At 75.6% G+C, this 487-nt stretch carries 1 protein-coding gene; it reads left to right on the top strand.

The features are described from left to right. Positions 1-487: hypothetical protein (locus ACR80Q_RS18350; RefSeq protein ID WP_435379093.1), on the top strand; the 487-nt coding region annotated here is incomplete at both ends.

Raw genomic sequence — 487 nt, 5'->3', positions numbered from 1 at the left:
CCTCACCGCCACCGACCACCTCGAAGCGATCCTCGCCCGCGACGACACCCCCACCTCCGCCACCACCACCGCCCGCGAGCAATCCGACCCCGCCGCACGGCTCGGTGACGCCGCCGCGCGGTACGGCGACGCCCTGCACGTCGCCGCCGAAGACCACCTCGGACCCGACACCGTCGCTCTCCTCGAGAGGACGGCGGACCAGGTGGTCGCCGGCCTGGCCGGACCGGAGACTGCCCTGCTGTCGGAGTCGCCGGCGTGGCCCACGCTGCGGGCGCACCTGCTGCTGCTCGCCGCCGCCAGCACCAATCCCATCGACGAACTCGAGAAGGCCGCCGCGGCCAGTGAGTTGACCGACGCACGGGACGTCGCGGCGGTCCTGGACTGGCGCCTGGACGACACGGCCCTCCGCCGGGCCGGACGCGGGCCCCTGCCGTGGCTGCCAGCGGTCCCCGCCGCCCTGGCCGAGGACCCCACCTGGGGTGAGTAC

It is taken from the genome of Aquipuribacter aurantiacus, from assembly GCF_051216895.1.
Classification (GTDB): domain Bacteria; phylum Actinomycetota; class Actinomycetes; order Actinomycetales; family JBBAYJ01; genus Aquipuribacter.
This window is presented reverse-complemented; position numbering and strand designations above follow the sequence as displayed.